General features: G+C 62.1%; 2 protein-coding genes. One reads left to right on the plus strand and one right to left on the minus strand.

The genetic code is table 11. The annotated features are described in order from the left end of the window. Positions 1-377: DUF5518 domain-containing protein (locus ACI94_RS02595; protein ID WP_286681058.1), on the minus strand; the 377-nt coding region annotated here is incomplete at its 3' end. A gap of 81 nt (positions 378-458) precedes the next feature. Between ACI94_RS02595 and ACI94_RS02600 the strand changes: the two genes are divergently transcribed. Then, positions 459-1,927: ABC transporter ATP-binding protein (locus tag ACI94_RS02600; protein ID WP_286681056.1), on the plus strand; the 1,469-nt coding region annotated here is incomplete at its 3' end.

Below are 1,927 nucleotides of genomic sequence, written 5' to 3' on the forward strand. Positions count from 1 at the left end.
CCGTTTCGCACCGCCGTCCCGCCCGCTCCGCCGACGGCGCTGTAGGGGAGGAGGAGCGCCGTGAGGATGAGGGCGTAGAAGAGGAAAGTCATCCAGAACGGGGGATACTGCGGGTTGTTCTCCACCAGGCTCATGAGGGTTATCGTAGAGGCTGCAAGCAGGGCCACGAGCACCCCGCAGACGGCGCCGGTGATGGCTCCGTCCTTCACCGAGCCCGGGGTGAGAAGCCCGGCAATGAGCCCTCCGCAAAAGAGGAACGCCACTATTTCAAACGACCCGGGGAGGACCTTCAGGAGACCAAGGAGTGAGGCTGCACCGATCACCGCCGCTCCCACAACCGCCCCGTAGAAGCGTCTGGCTACGGCACGCGATACCATGCGTCGATCTCATTTCGCCGGCTGTTATCCGTTTCGGTTTACCCCGGCCCCCGGAGCAGAGGTATTATACGCGAGGAGGGTATGGAACTGGAACGGAGACGCGGCGGGAGACCGGGTGGCAGCCCTCCGGAATCCGGCCTCAGACTCGCTGCTCCGGAACCGGACCGGTATACCATGAGCATCACTGATTACTGTCGACGTACCGTCGCCTTCACCCGGGATATCATGCGCCAGCCGGTGAAGACAAGGAGAGACCTCCAGTTCTCCGACTTCGTCTTCTTCCTCCGGTTCGCCCGGCCCATCTGGAGCGTGGGCGTGCTGGCCCTCGTAGCGACCGCTCTCGTCTCGGCCGCAAAGACCATCCTCCCACTCAGCATCAAGTTCTTCATCGACAACATCCTGCTCGGAGAGAGACCGGCCACCGACTCCCTCCTTGCAGGCGCCGCAGGGACCCTCTCCTCGCTCAATGCACTCATCATCGCCCTTCTGCTGCTCGGGCTCTTCACCGGAGGCATGGATCTCTTGCGGAACTACTGGACCGCCCGGTTTCGGGAAGGGTATGCCTTCAATCTCCAGACCGCTCTTGTCGAGCACGTCTTAAGTTTCCCGCTCTCGTACTTCAAGTCGCAGCAGACCGGCTACATCATGTCGCGCCTCTCCGACGACGTCCAGATCCTGCAGTATACTATCTCCCAGTACCTACCCCAGAGCATCGCAAACGCCCTCTATGTCATCTTCACCTTCGCCATCCTCTGCATCTTAAACCTCAAGTTGACCCTCGTCGTCGTCGCCTTTATTCCCCTCTACCTGCTGGTCAACGCCGTCTTTATCCGGCGGATCCGCGCCGCCACCCACCGGGAGCGCGAACGACAGGCCTACGTCTCGCGGGATCTCCAGGAGGTGATCTCCGGGATCGACACCGTCAAGTCGCACGCCGCAGAGGACCGTGAGGTGCGCAGGGTCTCCGGGACACTTCGGAATATGGTCGATGCCCGGATCCGGAACACAATGCTCTCGGCATTCTCGGAGTACTTCAGGATTGGCACGATGTCGCTCATGCTGATCGCCGTCTTCTGGTTCGGTGGGAACGAGGTGCTCGCCGGTGCTATGACCGTGGGAGACTTCGTCGCGTTCGCGGTCTACATCGTGACGTTCGCCCCCACGGTCAACACCTTCTTCGCCTTCCCCGTCGTCATGCAGCCCGCGGCGACATCCGCCGCACGACTGCGCGACCTCTTTGCGATGCACGGCGAGTCAGGGAGAACTTCAGGTGCCGGCGGGATCGCACCCACCGTGGTGCAGGGCAGGATCGAGTTCTCCGGTGTCTGGTTCGGCTATGCGGAGTCGGAACCAATTCTTCGGGACGTGAACTTCGTCGTCCGGCCCGGCGAGGTGGTCGCCATCATCGGGCGGACCGGTGCAGGGAAGACGACGCTCATCAACCTGATTCTCCGGGCGTTTTTACCACAGAAAGGAACAGTCACACTCGACGGGCGCGACCTCTCAACCCTGGATCCCCGATGGCTGCGGCGGCAGGTCTCGCTCGTCTC

Origin of the sequence: Methanoculleus sp. DTU007 (genome assembly GCF_001512385.1) — an archaeon.
In the GTDB taxonomy this organism is placed as follows: Archaea; Halobacteriota; Methanomicrobia; order Methanomicrobiales; family Methanoculleaceae; genus Methanoculleus; species Methanoculleus thermophilus.